Consider the following 17,514-nt stretch of genomic DNA (forward strand, 5'->3'; position numbering starts at 1 on the left):
CCCTCTCAGCGCAGGAACGCCGCAGCCACGCCGGAGTCGACCGGCACGTGCAGCCCGGTCGTCTGGACGAGGTCGGGGCCCGTCAGGGCGAACACCGCGGCGGCCACGTGCTCGGGCAGCACCTCGCGCTTCAGGAGCGTGCGCTGGGCGTAGTAGGCGCCGAGGTCGGCCTCGGGCACGCCGTAGGTCGCGGCGCGCTGGGCGCCCCAGCCGCCGGCGAAGATCCCCGACCCGCGCACGACGCCGTCGGGGTTGACCCCGTTGACCCGGATGCCGAACGCACCCAGCTCGGCGGCGAGCAGGCGGACCTGGTGGGCCTGGTCGGCCTTGGTCGCGGAGTAGGCGATGTTGTTCGGTCCCGCGAACAGGGAGTTCTTCGAGGCGATGTAGACGATGTCGCCGCCCATGTCCTGCGCGATCATCGCCCGCGCCGCCTCACGCGCCACCAAGAACGAGCCGCGGGCCATCACGTCGTGCTGCAGGTCCCAGTCGCGGGTCGTGGTCTCCAGCAGCGGCTTGGAGATGGACAGGCCGGCGTTGTTGACCACGAGGTCGACGCCCCCGAACGCCAGCGACGTCTCGGCGATCAGGCGCGCGATGTCCTCCTCGGACGTCACGTCCGCCCGCACGGCGATGGCGACGTCCGGTCCGCCCAGGGACGCGGCGACCTCGGTGGCACCCTCGAGGTTGAGATCGGCGACCACGACGCACGCCCCCTCGGCCGCGAGGCGTTCGGCGATCGCCCGCCCGATGCCCGAGCCCGCGCCGGTCACCAGCGCGACGCGGGTGGCCAACGCCTTGGCCTTCGGCATGCGCGCGAGCTTGGCCTCCTCGAGCGCCCAGTACTCGATGCGGAACTTCTCGGACTCGTCGATGGGCACGTAGGTGCTGATGGCCTCGGCGCCGCGCATCACGTTGATCGCGTTGACGTAGAACTCGCCGGCCACCCGGGCGGTCTGCTTGTCCTTGCCGAACGAGAACATCCCCACGCCCGGGACCAGCACGATCGCCGGGTCGGCGCCGCGGATCGCCGGGCTCTCCGGGGTGGCGTTGCGGTCGTAGTACCCCTGGTAGTCGACCCGGTAGGCGGCGTGCAGCTCCTTGAGGCGCGCGACCACGTCCTCGAGCGGCGCGTCCGCGGGCAGGTCCACCACGAGCGGCTTGACCTTCGTGCGCAGGAAATGGTCCGGGCACGACGTCCCCAGCCCGGCCAGCCGGCCCAGCTGGTCGCGTGACACGAAGTCCAGCACGACGTCCGAGTCCGTGTAGTGCCCGACCTGCGGCCGGTCCGTCGAGGCCAGCCCGCGGATCACCGGCGCGAGCTCGGCTGCACGACCGCGTCGCTCGTCGTCGGACAACGGGCTCACGACGATCTCGCCGAACGGGTGCGGTCCGGCTGCGACCTTCGAGGCGATGAATGCTTCTGCCGTACGGATGATCTCGAGGGATCGCGCCTCGGCCTCGTCCGACGTATCGCCCCACGCCGTGATGCCGTGCCCACCCAGGATGCAACCGATCGCCTGCGGGTTAGCCGCCTTGATCGCCGCGATGTCCAGGCCCAGCTGGAACCCCGGCCGACGCCACGGCACCCACACCACGGAGTCGCCGAACACCTCGGCCGTCAGGGCCTCCCCGTCCGCGGCCGTGGCGAACGCGATGCCGGAGTCCGGGTGCAGGTGGTCCACGTGGGCCGCGTCGACGAGCGCGTGCATCGCCGTGTCGATCGACGGCGCCGCACCGCCCTTGCCGTGCAGGCAGTAGTCGAACGCGGCGACCATCTCGTCCTCGCGCTCGACACCCGGGTACACGCCGACCAGGGCACGGAGCCGGTCCAGGCGCAGCACCGCGAGGTTCTTCAGCGTCAGGGTGCCCAGGTCGCCGCCCGAGCCCTTGACCCACAACAGCTCGACGTCCTCACCGGTGACCGGGTCCGTCTCGGTGCCCTTGGCGGAGGTGTTGCCGCCCGCGTAGTTGGTGGTCCGCGGATCCGCGCCCAGGCGGTTGGACCGGGCGACCAGGGACTCGGCGGTGGCGCTGGACATCGTTGTCTCCTCAGGTGGAATGAATCGATTCAGACGCTATCCGGGACACGACGTGAGGTCAAGCCGCGGCAGCCCGCGACCGGGTACTCCGACGACGTCGTACGCGACGGGGCGCCCGCCCCTCCCGGAGGCGGGCGCCCGGTCCTGCGGTCAGCCGACGGTGAACGTCCCCGTCAGCCTGGTGTCACGAGCGGACGTCCCGACCTCGACCGTGTACGCACCCGGCGCGATGGTCCAGGCGTGGCTGGCCGTGTCGTAGTACGACAAGGGCAGGTCCGCGCCCTGCGGGTCGATCGAGACTGTCACCTTGTCGCCGCGGCCCACGTTCGGCGACACCTTGGCGTATCCGACGAGACGCTTGGGCTCACCCGTCGCCGACGGGAGCGTCAGGTACACCTGCGCCGTGTCGGTGCCCAGCTTCGGGCCGGTGTTCGTGACCAGGAACGTCACGTCGATCGACTTCTTGCCGTTCGTCTTGGCCGTGACCTTCAGATTGTTGTACGCGAAACCCGTGTACGACAGGCCGTACCCGAACGGGAACAACGGGTCGATGTTCTTCGCCGAGTACCACTTGTAGCCGACCAGCAGCCCCTCGCTGTAGTTGACCTGACGGATCTCGCTGGTTCCCGCCGGCCGAGTAGTCGTACCGTTCGAGAACGTGCCCGGGTACTGCTGCGGGGTGTTGGTCGGGATGTCCGCGAGCGACTTCGGGAAGGTCATCGGCAGCTTGCCGACGAAGTTGTCGTCGCCGTACAGCAGACGCGCGATCGCGGTGCCCTGCTGCTCACCCGGGTACCAGGCCTCGAAGACGCTCTTGACGTTGGCGAGCCAGGGCATGGTGGTGGCCGTCCCGGTCTCCAGGATGGCGACCGTCTTAGGGTTCGCCGCGGCGACCGCGGCAATGAGCGCGTCGCCGTTGTTGTCCAGGGCGAGCGTCGTACGGTCGGATCCTTCACCCTGCTTGGAGTAGCCGAAGACGATGGCGACATCCGCGGCAGCGGCCGTGGCGGCAGCTGTGGTCACGTCAGCGCCGTTGTCGAATGTCACCGTCGCCCCGACCTGAGCGGCGCGCGCCGTGATCGCATCCAGTGGAGCCACCGGATTCGTGCAGGCGGGACCGCCGCCGAATCCGCCGCCCTGGTTGCACACGGTCGCTGCGCTCACGCCGTTCGTCGGAGTGTTCGATGCCGTCGGACCGATAATCGCAATCTTCTTCGTCGAAGCGGTCAGCGGAAGGACGTTGCTGTCGTTCTTGAGCAAGACAGAGCTCTCAGAAGCGATCTGCGCGGCGAGCGCCTTGTGCGCGTCGGTCGACGAGCTCGTCGACGGTGTGGCAGGGAGCGGGTGGTCGAAGAGCCCGTTCGCGATGTACGCGCGCACGACCCGGAAGGCAGCCGCGTCGATCTGCGCACGGGTGACCGAGCCGTTGTCGATGGCCGCGCCGATGGTGGCCGGCGTGTAGAACCGCGGACGGTTCAGCTCCTGGTCCAGGCCGGCGACGAGCGACGGGGCCGTGCTGTGCACCGCTCCGAAGTCGGAGACGACGTAGCCCTGGAAGCCGGTGTCACCCTTGAGGACGTTGTTCAGGATCGGGTTCTCGCACGCGTAGACGCCGTTGACCTGGTTGTACGAGCACATGACTCCACCGGGGTTGGACTTGTCGATCATGATCTTGAACGGGAGGTTGTACACCTCGCGCAGCGTCCGGCCGTCCACGTTCGACGAGCTGGTCTGGCGGTCGAGCTCCTGCTCGTTGGCCACGTAGTGCTTGATCACGGCCATCACCGGCTCGGTGGGGTTACCGGTCTGGATGCCGTTGACCGTTGCCGCCGCCATGTTGCCGGACAGCAACGAGTCCTCGCCCAGGTACTCCGGTGTCCGTCCGGACAGTGGCGTCCGACCACCGCCGACGCCCGGGCCGAGGATGACGTTCTTGCCGGACTGGAAGGCCTCGTCGGCCTGGGCGGCACCCTTGTCGAAGGCGAGCTGCTCGTCGAAGGTGGCGGCGAGCCCGATCTGGTCGGGGAAGATGGTGACGCCCGTGGAGCCGCGCACGTAGTCGGGGCCGTCGGTGTACACGACCTTGGGTGTGCAATCGACCTGGACCGGGTAGGTCACTCCGCTGAACGTGGTCTGCGTGGGGCTGTTAGCAGCCTGCTCGTCCAGCCACCGCAGCTCCTGGTTGAGCGTGCTCGCCTTCAGCAGGAGGTTCGCTCGCTGGTCGGCGGTCTTGCTGGTGTCCATCCAGGGGCATGCCGGTGCAGGGCTGTCGGCCTGTGCGGCGACGGCCAGGGGCACGCCTACTGCGAAGGGCACGAGCACCGCGATCGATGACGCGATGGCGAGCGACCGGCGTGCGCCGGGTCGTCGCAGGGGGTGGAGCGAGACGTGCATCGGTTCTCCTCGTTGAGAGACAGACGCGATTGCGTTCGCGTGTAGTTCGCCCCAACACGATTGGTTGAAGCGTTTCAAATGGCAACATACAGAAACTACTCAAAGTGCGGCAATCCAGTCAACCCCTGGCCTCTTTTGACGTGCGCAGATCTTCGCGACACGGAACCCTGCGCGCGATCGGTTGAGGCGCGCTGAAACGCTCCACCGGGTGGGTGGAGGGGATGACCCGATGTACTCAGGAAGCTGTCAGCTGATCGAGCTCTGCGGTGAGTTCGTGGTGTCCCGCGGTGAGCTGGACGACGCCGGCGGCGCCGAGATCGACCGTTGCGCGGGCGCCGATCGGGATCGCGACGGTGATTGTCACGGTTCGCCCGTCGAGCTCCCAGCCGACGTGTGCGCGCCCGAACCTGGTCTCGAGCCAGGCCTGCGCCCAGGTGAGGCCTCCGCCGGGGCGAGGAGCGATCTCGAAGGCGTCGCCCGCAGGCGACGCCTGGCGCAGTCCCGCCACGGTGCCGTGCAACCAGTCCGCGACCGCTCCGAAGGCGTAGTGGTTCAAGGAGGTCATGTCGCCGGGGTTGACGGTCCCGTCGGGCAGGATCGAGTCCCACCGCTCCCACATCGTCGTCGCGCCCTGACCCACCATGTAGAGCCAGGACGGGCAGGCGGTCTGCATGAGGAGCGCGTACGCGCGGTCGAGGTGGCCCGTGCTGGAGAGGGCCTCGAGGACGACCGGGGTGCCGACGAACCCCGTCGCCATCAGGTCGCCGCCGTCTTCGACGAGCCGCGCGAGTCGCTCTCCCGCGGGGCGTCGCAGCTCGCTGGGGAGCAGGTCGAACGCCAGGGCCAGGGCGTAGGCGGTGGGAGCGTCGCTGGTGAGATGGCCGTCTGGCAGGACGTAGCGGTGGATGAAGGCCTCGCGGACCTCGCGGGCGAGCGCGTCGAACCGCTCGGCGTCTTCGCTTCGCCCGACGACATCGGCCATTCGTGCAAGAAGGCGGCTGGAGCGCGCGAAGTACGCGCTCGCGACCAGGTAGCGGTCGGTGCGCGCGTCCGCCGGGTCGTCCGGCGGAGCGGCCGGGTCGAGCCAGTCACCGAGCTGGAACCCGGTGTCCCAGAGCCGGTCTGGGCCGGCCAGCCGTTCCACGCACTCGACCCACGCGCGAGCGGAGTCGTACTGCCGGTCGAGGACCTCGACGTCCCCGTACCGCTCGTAGAGGGTCCACGGAACGATCACCGCGGCGTCGCCCCAGGCCGCTCCAGGGCGCGGTGGGGACCACATCGGGTTGCCGTAGATGGTGGGCACGAACCACGGCACGGTGCCGTCCGGCAGCTGCTCCCGTGCCAGGTCGCGCAGCCATGACGAGAGCAGTCCTGCGCTGTCGTAGAGGAACGTCCCCGTCGGGCCGAACACCTGGATGTCACCCGTCCAGCCGAGACGTTCGTCCCGCTGTGGGCAGTCGGTCGGCAGCCCGACGAAGTTGCCCCGCATGCTCCACACGACGTTCTGGTGCAGGCGGTTCAGCCTCTCGTCGGACGAGCTGAATCCACCCGTCCGTCGCATGTCGGTGTGCAGGACCCGCGCAACGACGTCGCCACGCCGCAGCTCGCCGGGCCAGCCCTCGACCTCGACGTAGCGGAATCCGTGGATCGTGAACCGTGGCTCCCACTCCTGGACGCCCCCAGGCCCCAGGACGTACTCGTCGATCGACTGCGCACCGCGCAGCGGACGGACGTAGACGCCTCCGTCCTGAAGGACCTCCGCGTGGCGCAGGCGTACCAACGCGCCCGCGGGGCCGTCGACACGGATGCGCAGCCGCCCGACGAGATTCTGGCCGAAGTCCAGGAGCGTCGTCCCACGGTCCGTCCGGGTGATGACCGCCGGCGCGAGCTCCTCGGTGCACCGGATCGGTGGCCCCTCGGGGGCGACGAGGGTCGCGGGATCGCGGTCGACGACCTCGACGCCGGACCAGACCGTGTCGTCGAAACCGGCGGACGACCAGTCGGGGACCAGGAGGCCCGCGTCATAGCGCTCGCCCTCGTACAGGCCGGAGCTGAGGACGGGCCCCAGCCCCGCGCGCCATTCCGGCCCGGTGGCGATGACCTGGCGGGTGCCGTCTGCGAGCTGGACCTCGAGCTGAGCGAGCAGGGCGAGGCGATCACCGTAGATGTCGCGGTTTCCGCCGTCGAACCCGATGCGGCCGCGGAACCAGCCGTCGCCGAGGAGGGCCCCCATCGCATTGGGGCCGGCTTTCAGGAGTTCGGTCACGTCGTAGGTGGAGTAGCGCAGCCGGTGCGGGTACACGGTCCAGCCGGGGGCGAGGACCTCGTCGCCGACCCGGGCACCGTTGATGTACGGCTCGACGAGCCCGTGCGCGGTCACGTAGAGGCGTGCCGAGACAGGACGGTCCGTGAGGTCGAACTCGTGGCGCACGACCGGAGGACGTCGCAGCTCGGAGTCCTCGGGCGGCCCCGTCGGCGTGAGCATGCGGGCGACCCAGTCGCTGGGTTCGAGCAGACCGGTCTCGGCGTACCCGGCCGGCGACCAGGCGGACGAGCGCCCGTCGGCACTCCGCAGCCGGACGGTGATATGCACGCGCGCCCGTGACCGGAGGGCCTCGAACGGCCACGCGACCAGCGACTGGCCGGCGCCGGGGAGCCAGCCTGACGTCTCGTCCGGTCGGCCGTCGGCGCTGACGCGAAGCTGATACTCCGAGGTGCGCCAGTCGGCCGGGGCGCGTTCGATCGTCCAGGAGATGCGCGGGCGCGCCTCGCCGATCCCGAGCGCGTGCGTGTGGTGCTCGACCTGGGGGGCGCCGATGGTGATGGCGTCGGCGGAAGACGTGTCGGGCTGGTCCGGCGTCGTGGCCGGTCGTGGATCTGTGCGCACGCCTCAGCCCTTGACCGCCCCGGCGGCCAGGCCGCGCATGACTCGCTGGTTCATGAAGATGTACAGGACCAGGACGATGAACATGTTGATGCAGATGGCCGCGAAGGTGGGCCCGTAGTCGACGGCACCGAACTGCCCGGTGAAGTTGAGGAGACCCACCTGGACCGTTCGCAGATAGTCCTGGGTGGTGAAGGTCAGGGCGATGAGCAGGTCGTTCCAGAGGAAGAAGAACTGGACCAGGGCGATCGTGAAGACGGCGTTGCGCATCATCGGGAAGCCGATCGACCAGAACGAGCGGATCGCCGATGCCCCGTCGAGGGTGGACGCCTCGAAGATCTCGCGTGGGATGGACCGGAAGTAGGTCGCCATCATGAACACGGTCAGCGGCAGGCCTATCGCCGTGTACGTGATGATCAGGGGCCACAGGGTGCTGGTCAGGTGGAGCTTGAAGTACACGGTGAACAGCGGCAGCAGGATCATCTGCCCGGGGATCATGATGCCCGCGAGGAACAGCAGCAGGACACCGCCGCGGCCCTTGAAGACCATGACCTGCAGGGCGTACCCGGCGGCCGTGCCGAGCACGACGACGAGCGCGAGTGCCGGGAACACCGCGAGCACCGAGTTGCGCAGGTAGAGCGCGATGCTCGACCAGGCCTCGGTGTAGTTGCTGAAGTTGGTGAAGCTGTTCGGCAGGGACCACGTGGGGTTGTTCAGGAACTCGTCCTGCGTCTTGAACGATCCGAGCAGGAGCCACAGGAGCGGGTACACCATCACGACCAGCAGGACGGTGACGCCGGCGTAGAGCGGGATCCGGCGGATGCGCCGGCGTGCCCGCGCGGGGCGGGCCGGTGCGGCAGAGGTCGCGGGTGCTTGCGTCAAGGTGGTCATCGCTCAGTCCTGGGTCAGGTCGCGACGGTTCGCGCGGAAGATGAAGAGAGTGACGATCAGGCACAGGATCGTCAGCGCCAGGGCGATCGTGGAGCCGTAGCCGTAGTCGCCGTAGAAGAAGGACGTGCGATACATCAACAAGGTCAACGGTGTGGTGCCGGTGCCGGGGCCGCCGGCGGTCAGGGCGTAGATCGAGTCGAAGACCTTCAGCGTGCCGTTGATGCTGAAGATGATGGACGAGACCAGGACCGGCAGGGACAGCGGGAGCACGATGCTGCGCACCAGGCGCCAACCGGCTGCGCCGTCGAGTCGAGCGGACTCGAGAATCTCGTCCGGGACGTCGACGAGACCGGCGTACAGCAGGACCGCGTAGAAACCCATCGAGCGCCAGATGTCCATGAGCGCGATCACCCAGAACGCGGTGCTGGCGCTGCCGAACCAGTCGACGGCATGCAGCCCGACGGCCTCGAGGAGCGCGTTGACAGGCCCGGTCTGCGGGGCGAACTCGAAGAACTTCTGGAAGAGCAGGGCGACGGCGACGGTGGGCAGCACGACCGGGAAGAAGACCAGCGTGCGGATCGTCGCCGAGGCCTTGCGCAGGAAGAAGATGTAGAGGAGCGCGAGGCCGTAGCCGACCGCGACCTGGCCGACCGTGATCACCACGGCGTACTTGAGCGTGAAGAGGAGCGCCTCACGCGCGGCCGGGTCGGTGAACAGCTTTTCGAAGTTCGCGAACCCGACCCAGCTGAACCCGGTGACGACGCTGCCGCTGAAGAACGTGTACCCCAGCGACCAGAGCATCGGCAGCAGCATGACGAGCGAGTACACGAGCAGGGCTGGCCCGAGCAGCAGCAGGATGGCGCGCTTGTCGCCCAGGACACGGTTCATAGCAGCAGGTGCCTCTCATCATTGAGGGTGTCGGGGCGGGCAGATGGGTTGCCCATCTGCCCGCCCCGCTCGAACTCCGAAGGTCAGGATCCCAAGCTCGCCTGGACCTGCTTCATGAAGTCCTCACCGGTCAGCTGGCCCGAGCCGAGCAGGCCGCCGTCGTTCTGGCTGGTAGTGGTCCCCTGCGGGCTGAAGTAGGCCTCGAACCACAGGATGCTCTCCTTGGTGTTGCTGATCTCGTCCTGCACCATTTGGCTCAGCGGTGCGACGGTGACGCCGCTGCCGACCTTGAACCCGGTGACCTGGCCGCTGTCGCGCAGGGCCACAGTGCCGTAGTTGTCCGCGATGCACTTGACCCAGTTCTGCGTCGCGGTGTCGTCCTTGAAGCCCTTGGTCGAGATCGCCAAGGCAGTGCCGACGTTCGCGGGCATCTGCGCCGCGTCGCCCTTGCCGCCGTCGACGCTGGGGAAGTGCATGAAGCCGACGTTGTCCGCGCCGATCTTGTTCTGCGCCGGGTCCGTGAAAGCCGACACGGCCCAGGAGCCCATGTAGATGAACGCCGCGTCACCGGTCAGGAACGTGTTCAGCGCCGTGGTGTAGTCGATCGACGTCGGCGACGGGCCGAAGTACCCCTGCTTGCCCAGGTCGGCGATCGCGTCGGCGGCCTTCACGTACTCGGAGTCGGTGAGCTTGGCCTTGCCGTCGCGCACGTCCTTCAGCGCGGTGGGACCCAGGTCGCGAGCGATGTAGTTGCCGACCCAGCGGGTCACTCCCCAGCCGTCGCCCCCCTTGCCCGCGTTGGAGATCGGCTGGATGCCCGCCGCCTTGAGCTTGGCGAACGCGGCGACCAGCTCCGTCCAGGTCGTGGGGACCTCGATGCCGTTGTCGGCCAGGATCTTCTTGTTGTACCAGATGCCCTCGATGTTGAGCTCGGTGGGCAGGACGAGCTGCTTGCCGTCGTACAGGTTGTCGATCACCGACGACGCGGCCGGCAGGACGTCGTCCGAGACTCCGAGCTGCTTGAGCGCGTCACCGGCGTTCTGCAGCGTGCCCTGGCCAGCGAGCTGGGTGTTGAGCGTCGGGGAGTTCGCGCTGATGAAGATGGACGGCAGCGCGTTCTGCCCCGCGAGCAGCTGGAGCTGCTGGTCGAGCGTCGACTGCGCCTGCTTGGTGATCTCCAGCGGCTGGGCCGCATCCTCCGCCTTGCACTCATTCTTGCTCAGCGTGGTGAGGGTCGTCGGGATCGTCGTGTTCTCGTTGATGGCGAGGAACGACAGCTTGGACGCCGACTTGCCGGACCCTCCCGAGGACGATCCGGTGGGCGAGTCGGAGCCAGAGCCACTACATGCGGCGAGCGCCATCGCCGCGCTCAGACCGACGGCGCCCAGCAGCAGCGTCCGCCGGCGCTTCAGCATCGAGTTCACAGTTCCTCCTTGAAGTGCGAAAAAGTTTGGATTGAAGCGTTTCAAAACCTAGACCTCGGGCTCTCGTTCGTCAACTGGCGTTGCCAAACTGTGACCTGACCAGGTTCGATGGGCTGCAGGCCGAGGTAGACGAACGAGAAGAGGGCCTGTCTATTGGTTCGATTCAACACATGTCGGAAAGCGCGAAGCGGCGCGGGACCGATCCCGTTCGCCTGCGGCTACGCTCGTCTCGCCGCGATATCTCTCGAGCAGAAGGAGCCGATCGTTGCCTTCCGGGGAGCAGGCCCGCCGTCCCACCGCCAAGCCGCGCCCGAGCATGGATGATGTCGCGTCCCTTGCCGGGGTCTCGCTGGGCACCGTCTCGAACGTGCTGAACCATCCCGGCAAGGTTGCGCCCGGGACGCGGGAGCGGGTCGAGCGCGCGATGGTGATGCTGGGATACGTCCCCAACACCGCTGCTCGGTCGTTGAAGCTCGGATCGACCGCGTCGATCGGCCTGATCGTGTCCGACCTGAGCAACTCGCTGTTCGTCGACATCGCACGGGGCGCCGAGAACGGCGCGGAGCACGGTGGGCTGACGCTCCTCATCGCGAACAGCGACGCCCGGATCGAGCGCGAGTCGAACTATCTGGCCATGTTCGCGCAGGCTCGTGTCACGGGCGTCTTGATGACGCTGAACGATGCGGCGCACTTCGCGGCCGTGTCTCGGCGCGCACCCGCGGGCATCCCGCTGGTACTCCTGAACTTCAGCGCACCGGTCTCGCAGTACTGCAGCGTGGACGTCGACAACGCGCTCGGCGGCTACATCGCCACGAAGCACCTGATCGAGTCTGGTCGTAGAAAGCTGGCCTTCGTCGGGGGCCCGACCGAGCTGCAGCCGGTCGTCGACCGCGGCAAGGGCTTCCACCAAGCGGTCGGCGAGCACCCGCAGGTCAGCTCCGAGGTGATCACCCCGGAGTGGATCAACCGGTCGGACGGCTGGTCGGTCGGCGTGGACCTCGCTGGACGCGTCGCGGCCGGCGAGATCGACGGGATCTTCGCGGCGTCGGACCTGCTCGCAGCCGGGATCGTCCAGGCGCTCACCGTCGCGGGACACGTGCGTGTTCCCGAGGATGTCGCGATCGTCGGCTACGACAACAACCAGGCGGCGTGGGACAGCCCCATCCCGATCTCGACGATCGCGCAGCCTGGCCACGAGGTGGGTCGCCTCGGCGCGAGCCTCGTGCAGGAGGAGGCCGCCCACGGCGACGGCCCGCACGAGCACTCGGCCATCGTCCTGCCGCCCAAGCTCGTCGCTCGCGAGAGCTCGGCGCCGCGCCGCTGAGTCCGAGCAGAGGACCGTCGTGAACCGGCGGCGCCGCGTCGGTCGATCGCCGAACTGGTGGCGAGAGCGCCGTTGACGCGTGGGTTCGGCACGGTCCTGCGACGTCGGAGTGGGTGAAGCTCTTGCCGCAACCGGCTCCGTCGCGGTCCGTTGCTCCCCACGATTCTCGGACCGGCGTCCCGTTCCCACAGATCCGACGGCCTCTTCGATCGGCGAGACTGACCTGAAGTGAAACGCTTTAAAAGTGCTGCCGCCGAACGCGTGCAGCGGCTTGTTCCGCCGGCGGAAAGATGAGTTTGCAACGATTCAATCGCACACTCGGGATCGTAGCCGGTCCGCCGACGATCGTGGCGGGGGAGGCGCCGAGGCGGGCCCCCGACACTTCCGCCCTGGCCGGGCGGCGCCGGCTGCGGCGACTGCGTTGTCGGGACGTGGCCGGTCGAGCCGGCGCCGTTGGAGCTCTTCGGCACGATTCCATAACGGTGTTTGACGCCGGCACGGTAGGGGCCTATGGTCCTGTCCAGAGGCATTGAATCGATTTAATGCATGTCGACACTGTCGTCGAAAGGAGATGCCGAATGGCCACGACAACCACAGCTCCGGTCCTCGAGCTCGTCGGCGTCCGCAAGGCCTTCGGTCCAGTCGTCGCCCTGCGCTCGGGCTCACTGACCGTCGCGGGCGGCTCGATCCACGGCCTCGTCGGCGAGAACGGCGCCGGCAAGTCGACGATGGTCAAGATCCTGTCCGGCCTGTACCGCAGGGATGGTGGCGTGTTCCGGCTCAACGGCAGGGACGTCGACTTCACCTCGACCGCAGAGTCCAAGGCGGCCGGCGTCGCAGTGATCTACCAAGAGCCGACGTTGTTCCCCGACCTCAGCGTCATGGAGAACATCTTCATGGGCCGTCAGCCACTGCGGTCCGGACGCCGCATCGACCGCTCGGTGATGCGCAGCCAGTCGGCGGCCCTGTTCGCGCGCCTCGGCGTCCACCTCGACCCGCTGCGGCCCGCGGAGGGCCTGTCCATCGCGGACCAGCAGATCATCGAGATCGCCAAGGCCATCTCGCTCGAGGCGAACGTCCTCGTGATGGACGAGCCGACGGCAGCGCTCTCGGGTGTCGAGGTTCGCCGGCTGTTCCAGGTCGCCCGCAGCCTGCGCGACGAAGGGCGAGCCCTGGTGTTCATCTCGCACCGGTTCGACGAGGTGTTCGACCTGTGCGACACGGTCACCGTGATGCGCGACGGCGAGTACATCGCCACGTCCGACATCGCGACCACGTCCGTCGACGAGATCGTGACGCAGATGGTCGGGCGTCGCGTCGACGACCTGTTCCCCAAGGTGCCGGCCGAGATCGGCGAGGTCGCGCTCCGCGTCAGCGGTCTGCAGCGCGCCGGCGTGATCCACGACGTGTCCTTCACCGTTCGCAAGGGCGAGATCGTCGCCCTCGCCGGGCTCGTCGGCGCCGGTCGCAGCGAGATCGCCCGCGCGATCTTCGGCGTCGACCGGTACGACGCCGGGACCGTCGAGCTGCACGGCGCCACGGTGGCCCCGGGGAGCCCGCGGGCCGCGGTCCGGGCAGGCATGGCCCTGATCCCCGAGGACCGCCGCCAGCAGGGCCTGGTCACCGAGTCGACGGTCGCCAAGAACGTCACGGCCGTGATCCGCGCACGGATCGCCGGCTACGGGCTGCTGACCACCCGCCGCGAGAGCGCTGCGGCAGCCCCGTGGGCCTCGCGCCTCGAGGTCAAGACCAGTGCCCTCGACATGACCGGCAGCACGATGAGCGGCGGCAACCAGCAGAAGGTCGTCATCGCCAAGTGGCTGGCCACCGAACCGACGCTGCTCATCATCGACGAGCCCACGCGCGGCATCGACGTCGGCACCAAGGCCGAGGTGCACCGCCTGCTGTCCGAGCTGGCCGGGCGAGGCATGGCGATCCTGATGATCTCGTCCGAGCTGCCGGAGGTGCTCGGGATGGCCGACCGCGTCCTCGTCGTCGCCGAAGGACGGATCACCGCCGACCTGCCACGCGACGCCGCCACCCCCGAAGCCGTGATGCACGCGGCGACCGCGACCCTGGAGCACCAGTCGTGACCGACCTGCTCGTCGAGCCCAGTCAGCTCTCCCCCGCACGGCGGGCGGTGCGCACCGTGCTCCGCTCGCGCGAGCTCGCGATCGCGATCGTGCTGGTCGTGATCATCGCCGCCGCGACGATCAAGACGCACACGTTCCTGTTCAGCCCGAACAGCTGGCGCGACCTGCTCGTGACGCCGTCGATCCTGATCCTGCTGGCGGTCGGGCAGGCGGTCGTGATCATCAGCCGCAACGTCGACCTGTCCGTCGGGTCGATCCTCGCGCTCACCGCCTACCTGGCCGGCCGGCTCTTCATCGCCCAGCCGTCGCTGCCGATCGTCGTCGTGTTCCTCATCGCGATGGCCGCGGGCGCCGGGCTCGGACTGATCAACGGCGTCCTGGTCGCGTTCGGCAAGGTCCCGGCCCTCGTGATCACCCTCGGCACGCTGTACATCTACCGCGGGATCGTCCTGACCTGGGCGGGCAGCAACCGGGTCAACGCGTCGGACCTGCCCGCCGCCTTCCTCCTGCTCGGCACCAAGACGATCGGGACGATCCCGGTCCTGACGATGATCTCGGTGCTCTTCCTCGTCGTCGTCGGCTACTACCTGTACACCGCGCGCGGGGGCCGGGAGCTGTACGCGATCGGTTCGGAGCCCGACGCCGCCGTCCTGTTCGGCCTGCCGGTGCGCCGCAGGGTCGTCGGCGCGTTCGTCGTGTGCGGCGCCCTGGCCGGCGTCGCCGGGGTCGTCTACGCCGCCCGCTACGGGACCATCAGCTCGGGCGCCGGCGTGGGCATCGAGCTGCAGTCCGTCGCGGCGGCCGTCATCGGCGGCGTCGCCATCTTCGGCGGCAGCGGAACCGTGTGGGGCGCCGCCCTCGGCGCCGTGCTGCTGGTCACCATCAACCGCGCCCTGCCGATCCTCGGGATCCCCGACTTCTGGCAGCAGGCCGTCGTCGGCGTCCTGATCATCGGCGCGATCGTCCTGGACCGGGTGCTCGCCCAGCGCAACGCCCGCAAGCTCGTCGAAGCGAGGGATGCCTGATGGCGCGCACGTACCCCGCCCACGCGAAGCCGCTGTGGCGACGCGTCCTGCTCACGCGCGAGATGGCGGTGATCGCGCTCCTGGTCGTCGTCATCCTGTACTCGCTGCGGAACGTGCCGAACTTCGGGAACCCGCTCACGCTGCCGTACCTGCTGCTCGACACCGCGCCGATCCTGCTCATCGCACTGCCGATGACCCTGGTGATCGTCACCGGCGAGATCGACCTGTCGGTCGCGAGCGTCGTCGGGCTCAGCAGCGTGACCCTGGGGGTGCTCACCAACGCCGGCTTCTCGGTGCCGGTGGCTGCACTGGTATCCCTGGCCGTCGGCGTGGTGTGCGGCCTGTTCAACGGCTTCCTGGTCGCGTACGTCGGGCTGCCGTCGCTCGCCGTCACGATCGGCACGCTCGCGCTGTACCGCGGCATCGCCGTCGGGCTGCTCGGCACCAAGGCCGTCACCGACTTCCCCGACCGGTGGACCCACCTGGCGACGGCCCGCATCGGTGGCACCCAGCTCCCGGTGATCGTCGTCCCGATCGTGGTGCTCGCGGCCGTGTTCATCGTCCTGCTGCACTTCACACCGTTCGGGCGCGGCGTCTTCGACATCGGCCTGAGCGCGGACACCGCCCACTTCTCCGGCGTGCCGGTCGCGCGCACGAAGCTCGTGCTGTTCGTCCTGTCCTCGACGGTCTCGGCGTTCGCCGGGATCTTCTTCACGCTGCGCTACGGCAGCTCTCGAGGTGACAACGCCACGGGCATGGAGCTGCAGGTCGTCGCGGCCGTGCTGCTGGGCGGCGTGTCGATCTTCGGCGGACGCGGCGCACTGCACGGGGTCCTCGCCGGAGTCCTGCTGATCGGCGTCATCTCGAGCGCGCTCCGGCTCGAGAGCGTCACCGTCAACGTCATCAACATCATCATCGGCGCACTTCTCGTGCTCTCGGTGATCTCCACGAGCGTCCTCGGGTGGTTCGTCCGTCGACGACAACGACCCACGAGGACAACCACCTCGCCCGCGGCCGGGCAACCCAGCCCGGCCTGACCGATCGCGCACCCCCGCCCAGGAAGGGAAGAACAATGAAGTTCACCAACAAGAGGTCGGCCGCACTGGCCGCGCTGGCCGTGACCATCGCCCTCACGATCGCCGGATGCTCGTCGGGGAGCAGCGACAACGGTTCCACCTCGAGCAGCACGGGCGGTAGCGGCTCGGGCGGTGACATCTCCGTCGTGATGCTGCCCAAGAACCTCGGGAACCCCTACTTCGACACCAGCACCAAGGGCGCCAAGGCCGCGACGGCCGAGTTCGGCGGGACCTTCTCCGAGGTCGGTCCGGACACCGGTACACCGGACGCCCAGGTCCCGTTCATCAACACCGCCGCCCAGCAGGGCACCAAGGCGCTGATCGTGTCCGCCAACGACCCGAAGGCGATCTGCGACGCCCTCAACGAGGCACGCCAGGCCGGCACCAAGGTCGTCACCTTCGACTCCGACACCGACCCGACGTGTCGCGACCTGTTCATCAACCAGGCAACGGCCGAGGGCATCGCCAAGGTCCAGATCGACATGATCGCCCAGCAGATCGGCGACGCCGGCGAGGTCGCGATCCTGTCCGCCAGCGCCAACGCGACGAACCAGAACGCCTGGATCGAGCTGATGAAGAAGGACCTGGCCGACAACCACCCGAACATCAAGCTCGTCGACACCGTGTACGGCGACGACGACGACCAGACCTCCTTCGACAAGACCGCAGCCCTGCTGCAGTCGCACCCGAACCTCAAGGGCATCATCTCGCCCACCACCGTCGGCATCGCAGCAGCGGCCCGTTACCTGTCGACCTCGGACTCCAAGGGCAAGGTGGCTCTCACCGGCCTGGGGACGCCGAACCAGATGCGTTCGTTCGTCACGGACGGGACCGTGACCGAGTTCGCCCTGTGGAACCCCGAGGACCTCGGCTTCCTCGCCGCCTACGCGGCCGACGCCCTGGTCAGCGGCAAGATCACCGGCAAGGAGGGTGACAGCTTCACCGCCGGCAAGCTCGGCGACTTCAAGGTCGGCGCCGACGCCACCGTGCTGCTCGGCGACCCGTTCAAGTTCAACAAGGACAACATCGCCGACTTCAACTTCTAGTCGAGCGGTCGTCGGGCGCACCGGAACCTCGGTTGCGCCCGACGTTCCGCACGAGGTCGAGCCCATGCCGCGCTACTGCTTCGTCTCCCAGGTCGACCCTCGTCACCTGGCCGTCTACCGCGAGCGTCACGCCGCCGTCTGGCCCGAGATGCTCGCCGCGCTGCGCGACGCCGGGTGGTCCAGCTACTCCCTGTTCCTGACCGACGCCGGGACACTGATCGGGTACTTCGAGGCCGACGACAAGGACCTCGCGCAGGCCCGCATGGCCGCTACGGACGTCAACGCCCGCTGGCAGGCGCAGATGGCCGACCTGTTCACCGGTGACGGCAACCCCGACGAGGGCTTCTTGTACGTCCCGGAGATCTTCAACTTGGCCGACCAGCTGCGCGCGGCGGGCCTCCCGGTCGACGCAAGCGGATGACCGGCA

The 17,514-nt window shown here is 68.5% G+C and carries 12 protein-coding genes; 6 read left to right on the forward strand and 6 right to left on the reverse strand.

The features are described from left to right. Positions 1-5: 5 nt before the first annotated feature. The 6 genes from ACPPVS_RS11360 to ACPPVS_RS11385 form a co-directional block, all read right to left on the reverse strand. A complete protein-coding gene (locus tag ACPPVS_RS11360) occupies positions 6-2,042 on the reverse strand; it encodes a bifunctional aldolase/short-chain dehydrogenase (protein ID WP_426592375.1) in 2,037 nt (678 codons plus the stop codon). A 150-nt stretch (positions 2,043-2,192) separates the two neighbouring features. Then, positions 2,193-4,436: a beta-glucosidase gene (locus tag ACPPVS_RS11365; RefSeq protein WP_426592376.1), complete on the reverse strand. Its 2,244-nt coding sequence runs from the start codon at positions 4,434-4,436 to the stop codon at positions 2,193-2,195. A 235-nt stretch (positions 4,437-4,671) separates the two neighbouring features. Next, positions 4,672-7,323: a family 78 glycoside hydrolase catalytic domain gene (locus tag ACPPVS_RS11370; protein WP_426592377.1), complete on the reverse strand. Its 2,652-nt coding sequence runs from the start codon at positions 7,321-7,323 to the stop codon at positions 4,672-4,674. 3 nt (positions 7,324-7,326) lie between these two features. Continuing rightward, entirely contained in the window at positions 7,327-8,211 is an 885-nt protein-coding gene (locus tag ACPPVS_RS11375) for a carbohydrate ABC transporter permease (protein ID WP_426592378.1), read from the reverse strand. A 3-nt stretch (positions 8,212-8,214) separates the two neighbouring features. Next, positions 8,215-9,099, reverse strand: a complete 885-nt coding sequence (locus tag ACPPVS_RS11380) for a carbohydrate ABC transporter permease (protein WP_426592379.1) — start codon at positions 9,097-9,099, stop codon at positions 8,215-8,217. A gap of 83 nt (positions 9,100-9,182) precedes the next feature. Further along, entirely contained in the window at positions 9,183-10,514 is a 1,332-nt protein-coding gene (locus tag ACPPVS_RS11385) for an ABC transporter substrate-binding protein (RefSeq protein ID WP_426595952.1), read from the reverse strand. 274 nt (positions 10,515-10,788) lie between these two features. Between ACPPVS_RS11385 and ACPPVS_RS11390 the strand changes: the two genes are divergently transcribed. The 6 genes from ACPPVS_RS11390 (at position 10,789) to ACPPVS_RS11415 (ending at position 17,508) form a co-directional block, all read left to right on the forward strand. After that, positions 10,789-11,847 carry a LacI family DNA-binding transcriptional regulator gene (locus ACPPVS_RS11390; RefSeq protein WP_426592380.1) on the forward strand — a complete coding sequence of 353 codons (1,059 nt, stop codon included), beginning with the start codon at positions 10,789-10,791 and terminating at the stop codon, positions 11,845-11,847. A 578-nt stretch (positions 11,848-12,425) separates the two neighbouring features. Beyond that, positions 12,426-13,940, forward strand: coding sequence for a sugar ABC transporter ATP-binding protein (locus tag ACPPVS_RS11395; RefSeq protein WP_426592381.1), 1,515 nt, complete (start codon positions 12,426-12,428; stop codon positions 13,938-13,940). Between the two features lie 5 nt (positions 13,941-13,945). Then, the gene (locus ACPPVS_RS11400; RefSeq protein ID WP_426595953.1) at positions 13,946-14,965 is read left to right on the forward strand and encodes an ABC transporter permease; all 1,020 of its coding nucleotides are present in this window, start codon (positions 13,946-13,948) and stop codon (positions 14,963-14,965) included. After that, on the forward strand, positions 14,965-16,002 hold the full coding sequence (locus ACPPVS_RS11405) for an ABC transporter permease (protein WP_426592382.1): 1,038 nt from the start codon (positions 14,965-14,967) through the stop codon (positions 16,000-16,002). Before ACPPVS_RS11400 ends, ACPPVS_RS11405 begins: the two co-directional genes overlap by 1 nt. A gap of 35 nt (positions 16,003-16,037) precedes the next feature. After that, on the forward strand, positions 16,038-17,087 hold the full coding sequence (gene rhaS / locus ACPPVS_RS11410) for a rhamnose ABC transporter substrate-binding protein (protein WP_426592383.1): 1,050 nt from the start codon (positions 16,038-16,040) through the stop codon (positions 17,085-17,087). A gap of 64 nt (positions 17,088-17,151) precedes the next feature. Then, positions 17,152-17,508 carry an L-rhamnose mutarotase gene (locus ACPPVS_RS11415; protein WP_426592384.1) on the forward strand — a complete coding sequence of 119 codons (357 nt, stop codon included), beginning with the start codon at positions 17,152-17,154 and terminating at the stop codon, positions 17,506-17,508. Positions 17,509-17,514: the final 6 nt, after the last annotated feature.

It is taken from the genome of Cellulomonas sp. McL0617 (assembly GCF_049994875.1).
Taxonomy (GTDB): Bacteria; Actinomycetota; Actinomycetes; order Actinomycetales; family Cellulomonadaceae; genus Cellulomonas.

Coding starts and splice junctions, on each gene's coding strand:
- ACPPVS_RS11360 (WP_426592375.1), bottom strand. CDS start 2,042: ATGTCCAGCGCCACCGCCGAGTCCCTGGTCGCCCGGTCCAACCGCCTG.
- ACPPVS_RS11365 (WP_426592376.1), bottom strand. CDS start 4,436: ATGCACGTCTCGCTCCACCCCCTGCGACGACCCGGCGCACGCCGGTCG.
- ACPPVS_RS11375 (WP_426592378.1), bottom strand. CDS start 8,211: ATGACCACCTTGACGCAAGCACCCGCGACCTCTGCCGCACCGGCCCGC.
- ACPPVS_RS11380 (WP_426592379.1), bottom strand. CDS start 9,099: ATGAACCGTGTCCTGGGCGACAAGCGCGCCATCCTGCTGCTGCTCGGG.
- ACPPVS_RS11385 (WP_426595952.1), bottom strand. CDS start 10,514: ATGCTGAAGCGCCGGCGGACGCTGCTGCTGGGCGCCGTCGGTCTGAGC.
- ACPPVS_RS11395 (WP_426592381.1), top strand. CDS start 12,426: ATGGCCACGACAACCACAGCTCCGGTCCTCGAGCTCGTCGGCGTCCGC.
- ACPPVS_RS11405 (WP_426592382.1), top strand. CDS start 14,965: ATGGCGCGCACGTACCCCGCCCACGCGAAGCCGCTGTGGCGACGCGTC.
- rhaS (WP_426592383.1), top strand. CDS start 16,038: ATGAAGTTCACCAACAAGAGGTCGGCCGCACTGGCCGCGCTGGCCGTG.
- ACPPVS_RS11415 (WP_426592384.1), top strand. CDS start 17,152: ATGCCGCGCTACTGCTTCGTCTCCCAGGTCGACCCTCGTCACCTGGCC.